Annotated in this window: 6 protein-coding genes; 3 read left to right on the top strand and 3 right to left on the bottom strand. The window is 64.6% G+C overall.

Annotated features, from left to right (window positions below):
* Positions 1 to 859: penicillin-insensitive murein endopeptidase (mepA, locus tag ACKODO_RS00505; RefSeq protein WP_408981499.1), on the bottom strand; the 859-nt coding region annotated here is incomplete at its 3' end.
* A gap of 148 nt (positions 860 to 1,007) precedes the next feature.
* On the opposite strand from mepA, the gene ACKODO_RS00500 reads away from it, so the two are divergent.
* Entirely contained in the window at positions 1,008 to 1,892 is an 885-nt protein-coding gene (locus ACKODO_RS00500) for a L,D-transpeptidase family protein (protein WP_408981498.1), read from the top strand.
* Between the two features lie 194 nt (positions 1,893 to 2,086).
* Entirely contained in the window at positions 2,087 to 3,946 is a 1,860-nt protein-coding gene (locus tag ACKODO_RS00495) for an ABC transporter ATP-binding protein (protein WP_408981497.1), read from the top strand.
* Between the two features lie 3 nt (positions 3,947 to 3,949).
* On the opposite strand, the gene lepA is transcribed toward ACKODO_RS00495, so the two are convergent.
* Positions 3,950 to 5,755, bottom strand: a complete 1,806-nt coding sequence (lepA, locus tag ACKODO_RS00490; protein ID WP_408981496.1) for a translation elongation factor 4 — start codon at positions 5,753 to 5,755, stop codon at positions 3,950 to 3,952.
* A gap of 59 nt (positions 5,756 to 5,814) precedes the next feature.
* Complete coding sequence (locus tag ACKODO_RS00485) at positions 5,815 to 7,371, bottom strand: putative bifunctional diguanylate cyclase/phosphodiesterase (protein ID WP_408981495.1); 1,557 nt, start codon at positions 7,369 to 7,371, stop codon at positions 5,815 to 5,817.
* A 39-nt stretch (positions 7,372 to 7,410) separates the two neighbouring features.
* Here ACKODO_RS00485 and ACKODO_RS00480 point away from each other — a divergent pair.
* Positions 7,411 to 7,770 (top strand): hypothetical protein (locus ACKODO_RS00480; protein ID WP_408981494.1); only part of this gene is annotated, 360 nt, incomplete at its 3' end.

Below are 7,770 nucleotides of genomic sequence, written 5' to 3'. Positions count from 1 at the left end.
TCTTCAGCCAGTCCTGCAGTTCCTCGCCGCAGCCATCGCCATCCTGCGGCAAGGGCTGGTCCACGCAGGTCGCATCGTTCTTCGGGCAGGCGATGCGGATGTGGAAATGGAAATTATGCCCCCACATCGGGCGCACCTTGGCGAGCCAGGCGCGATCCGTGCCGGCATCGCGGCAGAAGGCCACCTTGATCGCCGGATTGACGAAAATGCGTGACACTTCCGGCTGCCTTGCCGCGAGCCGGACGATCGCGAGATGTGCGCGGGTGTAGACGGCGGGGTCGACATCCATCCAGTCGCGCCGGGCGATGTTCGTGGCGGGCATGTTTTCGCGTTCGTCACGCGTCAGACGCCTGTCCGGCATGGGGGTCAGCCAGATATCGGCATCGAGCCCTACCTGATGCGAGGCGTGCCCGGTGAGCATTGGCCCGCCGCGCGGCTGGGAAATGTCACCGACCAGCAAACCCGGCCAGTTCGCCTCGCGCGGGCCGGCCTTCGCGATGCGCTCGACCACGCGAATGAGGTCTGGATGACCCCACATTCGGTTGCGGGAGAGGCGCATCACCTGCCAGGTCTCGCCATTGACCGGCAGCGCGATGGCGCCCGCGAGGCAGCCGCGCGCGAAGGAGCCGATGGCCCGCGCCTCCAGGGAGACGGGCCTCGGGCTGGCGCCGAAAATCCGCTTCGCGGCATTGGCCGGCAACTCCCTCAGCACCTGCGCGCGGCGCTCTTCCTCCTCGGATTGCGTCTGCTGCGCGAAAACCGGGCCGGAAGCCCCGAGGAAGGCGAGGGTGGCAGCACCGAGGAACCGGCGCGGGGACCGATGTCCCGGAACGGGCGGGCGGGCCTTCCTGCAGATCAATCGAACCTCCCCGGCGGGCACGTGGCGCAAAAGATGCCAGAGGATCGCATGATTCCGGTTAACCAACGCGTACCAATCCACTTTCCGGGTGCGCCTGATCTTGTCATCCTCCCCGACCTTCCCGCTTCCTGGATTGGAGCGAACTCGGATGTCCCGCGTTCTTCGCCTTTTCCTGTCCGTTTTCGCGCTGTCGGCAGCCCTCATGGGGCTTTGGGATATCCGGTCTGCGGAAGCGGCCTCCGCGTTTTCCTCCCAGCCCCATGGCGGGGGATATGCGCATGAGGGTTATCGCGACCCGAATGACTTCGCGCCGCGTGCCGCACCACGAACGGTGAAGCGCCAGCGGCAGGTCACGCAGCGGAAAATGGTGACGCGCAGGGCCCCCTTTGGCCAAGCCTACAAGGCGCCGCACGCGGATCGCCCGGTTGCCCAGCTTTCGAAGGCGAAGATGCGGCAGGAGGCGCGCCGCAAGGCGCAGGCCCGCCAGCGCATGGCGGCTCGGCGATCGGCGCTCCAGCAGGAAATTGGCCGGGAAACGCGGCGCGCGCAGGCTCGCGCGGAGATTTCGCGCGGTTTCGTGCCGATGGGCGGGCTGGAACCGGTGATCGCGCAGCCGGCTCCGCGCGTGGCCTCCCTGGGTGACACGCCGCGCCAGTCGCAGTTTTCCTCGTCCGCCTCGAACGTGGAAGCCCGGATCGACATCGCCTCGCAGCGGATGATCGTGAAGGTCGATGGCGAAGTGCGCCATGTCTGGAAAGTTTCCACCGGCCGGAGGGGCTTCTCCACGCCGCGCGGCGCCTACAAGCCGCAGCGCATGCATGTGAGCTATTTCTCGCGGAAGTATTACAACTCGCCCATGCCCTATTCGATCTTCTTCCGGGGCGGCTACGCCATCCACGGCACCACCGCCATCAACCGCCTGGGCGGCCCGGCCTCGCATGGCTGCGTGCGGCTGGCGACCGGGAATGCGCGAACGCTGTTCAATCTCGTCCGATCCGCGGGGCCGGCGCGAACGCGCATCATCATTTCTTAGGCCTTTCCCAGAGCGCGGAAATCGCGGGTTCGAGCCCGGCCGAACTTGCAGCCTTCCTCATGGCGGAGAGCGAAAAATGGGGCGGCCTCATCAAGGAGATCGGCATCACCGCCGGCTGATCACGCGGAACTGATCGCCCGGGAAAGGCCGCGCGGCTCGCCTGAGAGGAAGAAACCGGCTATGCCGGCCCCATCATGATCGCTCCGCTCCTCCGCCGGCTCGAAAGGCTGGTCGATCCCATCGTGTCCGGACCGGCGGACCAGCCGGATCGCCTCTGGGCGTTCCTGCGCGTGCAGACCGAGGGCGTGCGCGCGCCGCTGGCGGTTCTCTTCTGCCTCATCGTGGCGGATGCGCTGCTCGATACACTGGTGCCCTATTTCATCGGCCGTCTCGTGAACCTGCTGGCGAACCAGCCGCGCGAGAGCCTGTTCGAGGCCGCCGGGCCAACCCTGTTGATGATGGCGCTGGTTTTGCTCGTGCTGCGCCCGCTGGTTTTCCTGGCGGGCTTTGCGCTGGGGCGTCTCGGCATCGAGCCGGGCTGGCAATATCGCATGCGCTGGCAGTATTTCGGCCGGCTCGCGGGCCAGAGCCTCAGCTTCTTCCAGAGCGATTTCGCCGGCCGGCTTGCCAACCGCGTCATGCAGACCGGCGGTGCGGTGCGGCAGGCCGTGGCGAGCTTCATCCAGGCGGTGGTTTACATCCTCGCCTATGGCATCGGCTCGACCGCCCTCATCCTCGCGCAGGATTGGCGGATGGCCGTGCCCATCGGCTTCTGGTTCATCACCTATCTCGTGATCTTGCGGGTTTTCCTGCCCAAACAGCGCGAGCGCGCGCAGATCGCCTCGGAAGGCCGATCCATGGTGATGGGCAAGGTGGTGGATGCCTTCGGCAACATCGCGACCCTCAAGCTTTTCGGCGAAAAGGCGCGCGAGGATGCCTATATGAGCGCCGCCATGCGCGAGGCGACACAATATTTCCGCGACCAGCAGCGGCTTCAGCTCGGGTTTTCGGCCTGCCTCTCGATCCTCTCCGCGAGCACGCTGACGACCACCGGCGCCATCGGCCTCTGGCTCTGGCAGAAGGGCGCGATCGAGATCGGCAGCTTCGCGATGGCGATGACGCTCGTGCTCTCGCTGGTGCGCGCCTCGGGCTGGATCGCCTGGGAAATCGCGGGGATCATGGAGAACATCGGCATCGTGCAGGAGGGCATGGAGAGCATCACCGTGCCCATGAGGATGCAGGATGCCCCGGGCGCGAAGCCGCTTCAGTTCAAGGCGGGCGAGATCCGCTTCGAGCATGTGAGCTTCGGCTATGATCCGCACCTGCCGGTGCTGCGCGATATCTCGATCACCATCCGGCCCGGCGAGAAGATCGGCCTTGTGGGTCGCTCCGGCGCGGGCAAATCCACGCTGGTCAACCTGCTCCTGCATTTCAACCGGCCTACGAGCGGGCGCATCCTTCTTGATGGGCAGGATGTGATGCAACTGCAGCAGGAGAGCCTGCGCAAGGCGATCGCCATGGTCACGCAGGATACCTCGCTGCTGCATCGCTCGATCCGCGAGAACATTCTCTACGGTCGCCCGGACGCGAGCGAGACCGAGTTGCGCGCGGCGATCGAGCAGGCGCGCGCGGCAGATTTCATCGCCAACCTCTCCGATTGGAAAGGCCGCAGGGGCCTCGATGCCCATGTGGGCGAGCGCGGCGTGAAGCTCTCGGGCGGGCAGCGCCAGCGCGTGGCCATTGCGCGCGTCATGCTGAAGAACGCGCCTATCCTCGTGCTGGATGAAGCGACTTCCGCGCTCGATTCCGAGGTGGAGGCTGCGATTCAGGAAAGCCTCGTCACCCTGATGGAGGGCAAGACGGTGATCGCCATCGCGCACCGCCTCTCCACCCTGCAGATCATGGATCGGCTCGTTGTGCTCGATGAGGGCCGCATCGTCGAAGACGGCACGCATGCCGAATTGCTCGCGAAGGGCGGGCTCTATGCCGATCTCTGGTCGCGGCAAAGCGGCGGGTTCATCGTGGAGCCGAAACGCGCGAAAGCCGCCGAATAGGCCTCAATTATCCATCTTCAGTGCGGCGATGAAGGCTTCCTGCGGGATTTCGACCTTGCCGAATTGCCGCATCTTCTTCTTGCCTTCCTTCTGCTTGTCCAGAAGCTTGCGCTTGCGCGAGATGTCGCCGCCATAGCATTTGGCGGTGACGTCTTTCCTCAGCGCGCGCACCGTTTCGCGGGCGATGATCTTGCCGCCGATCGCCGCCTGGATGGGAATCTGGAAGAGGTGCGGCGGGATGAGATCCTTCAGCTTCTCGCACATCACGCGCCCCCGGCCCTCGGCACGTTGGCGGTGCACCAGCATGGACAGCGCATCGACCGGCTCGGCATTGACGAGAATCGAGAGCTTCACGAGGTCGCCCTCGCGATAATCCGTGATGGTGTAGTCGAAGCTGGCATAGCCCTTCGAGACCGATTTCAGCCGGTCATAGAAATCGAAAACCACCTCGTTCAGCGGCAGGTCATAGACCACCTTCGCGCGCTTTCCGACATAGGAGAGGTCAACCTGGTTGCCGCGCCGCTCCTGGCAGAGCTTGAGGATCGCGCCAAGATATTCATCCGGCGTGAGGATGGTGGCGCGGATCCACGGTTCGCGGATCTCGGCGATCTTCATCACATCCGGCAGGTCGGCCGGGTTGTGGAGCTCGATCTCCTCGCCGTCGCGCAAGGCGATCCGGTAGACGACGCTCGGCGCCGTGGCGATGAGGTCGAGGTTGAATTCGCGCGTGAGGCGCTCCTGGATGATCTCCAGATGCAACAGGCCAAGGAAGCCGCAGCGGAAGCCGAAGCCGAGCGCCGCGCTGCTCTCCATTTCGAAGGTGAAGCTCGCATCGTTGAGGCGCAGCTTACCCATGGCGGCGCGCAATTCCTCGAAATCCGCCGCATCGACCGGAAAGAGCCCGCAGAACACCACCGGCTGCACCGGCTTGAAGCCCGGAAGCGCCTGCGCCGCGGGCTTCTTCTCCTCGGTGATGGTATCGCCGACGCGGGTATCCGCGACTTCCTTGATGGAGGCGGTGATGAAACCCACCTCGCCGGGCGTGAGTTCGGTGACATCGAGCATTTTCGGCGTGAAGACGCCGATCTTCTCGATATCGTAAACAGCATCCGTGCCCATCATCTTGATGCGCATGCCCTTCTTCATCCTGCCATCGATGATGCGCACAAGCACGACGACGCCGAGATAAACGTCATACCAGCTGTCCACCAGCAGCGCCTTCAGCGGTGCGTTGAGGTCACCCTTCGGCGGCGGCAGGCGGGTGACGATCGCTTCGAGCACGCCCTCGATGTTGAGACCGGTCTTGGCCGAAAACAGCACGGCATCCGAGGCGTCGAGCCCAATCACTTCCTCGATCTGCTCCTTCACCCGGTCCGGCTCGGCGGCGGGGAGGTCGATCTTGTTCAGAACCGGCACGATCTCATGGTCGGCATCAAGCGCATGATAGACGTTGGCGAGCGTCTGCGCTTCCACCCCTTGCGAGGCATCCACCACCAGCAGCGAGCCCTCGCAGGCCGCGAGACTGCGTGAGACCTCGTAGGCGAAGTCGACGTGGCCCGGCGTATCCATCAGGTTCAGGATGTAGGTCTTCCCGTCATTCGCGTGATAATTCAGGCGAACGGTCTGCGCCTTGATAGTGATGCCGCGCTCGCGTTCGATCTCCATGTTGTCGAGCACCTGGTCGACCATCTCGCGCTCGGAGAGCCCGCCCGTCTTCTGGATCAGGCGATCGGCGAGGGTCGATTTTCCGTGGTCGATATGCGCGACGATGGAAAAATTGCGGATGTTCGGAATTGGCTCGGTGGTCATGGGCCGGGAGATAGACCAGCAGGCCCAAATGTCCAATGAAAAGAGCGTCGCACCCCTGCTCAGGCCGGTTTTCGTTGCGGCAGGATCAGTGGTGGCTCTTCGTCGCGCGGCTTCAGCGCCTCCAGGATCACCGAGGCCACCTCGGTGGAACGCACCGGGCGGCCGAGCAGGAAGCCCTGCACGAAATCGCAATGCAACTCCCGCAGAATCTCGATCTGTTCCCTCGTCTCCACGCCTTCCGCGGTCACATGCAGGTTCAGCACGCGCCCCAGGGCGATGATGGTGTCGAGCACCTCGCGTGACCGGGAGGTGGGATCGCCGAGTCCGACCATGAAAGAGCCATCAACCTTCAGCGTGTCGAAGGGGAAGCGCCACAGATAGGACAGGCTCGAATAGCCCGTGCCGAAATCGTCGAGCGCGATGGAAACGCCGAAAGACTTGATGATGTTCAGTTGCGCAAGGATGGCGTCCGGCTTCTCCAGCAGCACGCTCTCCGTCATTTCCAGTTCAAGGCGGCGCGGATCGATGCCGGTCTCGTCGAGGACCGAGTGGACGATGGTGCTGAGGCTGCCACTCAGGAATTGCAGCGGCGAGAGGTTGACGGCAATCGAGATGGATCCCGGCCAGAGCGTGGCCGTCTGGCATGCCTCCCGCAGCACCCATTGGCCGATGCGATCGATGAGGCGCAGTTCCTCGGCCACGGGAATGAACACAGCAGGCGAGATCGGCGCGCCGTCCTCCGCGTTGAGGCGCAGCAGGGCTTCGAAGGCGCGAAGCGTCTTCCCGTCGGTGGAATAGAGCGGCTGGTAGTAGATCTCGAAATCCTCGTCTTCCACCGCCTGGCGCAGGCGCGCCTCGAGGGCCTGGCGGCTGCGGCGCTCCTCCTCGATGGAGGCTTCGAAGCCGACCGCGCGTCCGCGCCCGGCCCGCTTCGCGGCATAGAGCGCGAGATCGGCCGCGACGAGCAGCCTCTCGCGGTTCTGGCCATCGCGCGGATAAAGGCTTGTGCCGACGCTCGCGCCGATGCGCGCCTCGACCTCACCCATGTGAAAGGGCAACTCGATCGCAGTCACGATTCGCCGCGCGAGGCGCATCGAGGCCAGCTCATCCGCCGGCGCCAGTTCCTGCACCATCGCGAATTCATCGCCGCCGAGGCGCGCGACGCAGATGCTGTCGCTGGCGATGTGCAGGAGGCGTTCGGCCACCTCGCGCAGCAGGGCGTCACCTACCGGATGGCCATGGTTGTCGTTCACATCCTTGAAGCGATCAAGATCGATGAAATGGACGGCGAATTCCGTCTTCCGCGCCATCAGCTGGTCAATCCGCTCGACCAGCGCCGAGCGATTCAGCAGGCCGGTCAAGTCATCATGGCTTGCGACATGGCGCAGGCGATGCGCCGTTTTCCGGCGTTCTCGGGCATGCCAAAGCGCGAGCAGGGCCGGCAGCGCGAAGGCGAAACCTGCCAATGCCGAGATCGAGGCACCGGCTGTCAGTAGAACCGATTCCAGCATGCGCGCACGTGCGGTATGGTCGATATAGACCTCGATCACTCCCATGACATCCTGCTCCTGCGCCAGCGGCATATAGGCCGCCGCGTAGAGCTGCGGGCGGCTCACGCCATCGCCCCGCCTCGCGAATACCTGGGGCGATCCGGATTGCGCGACCGCCGCGGCATCGCTGCTGCGCTCACCCTGCGCGACGCGGTGCATATCGTCCCAGCGGCCGCAATCGGCGACATGGCGCAGCAAGCCGTTTCCGTCGAAGATCTTGAAGCGGAAGATTGCCGCGGTTTGCCGCTTGCAGGAAAGCAGGCGCTGGTCGGCTTCCGAGACCGGACGCCCGGCCAGAAGATCGGCAATGGATCCGAGATTGGCGACGAGGAACTCACCCCAAACCCGGGCGGTCAGCTCCGCATCCCGATCGAGAATTGCCTGGCGCGCTTTCTGGGTGATGCCATGCGCTCCCCAGACAAGCAGGACGGCGGCGGCAAGGGTGAAGCCAAGCGCAACCGGCCA

Origin of the sequence: Rhabdaerophilum sp., assembly GCF_046092605.1 — a bacterium.
Lineage (GTDB): Bacteria > Pseudomonadota > Alphaproteobacteria > Rhizobiales > Beijerinckiaceae > Rhabdaerophilum.
Note: the sequence above shows the minus strand (reverse complement) of the source record. Positions and strands in the feature narration are given on the sequence as shown.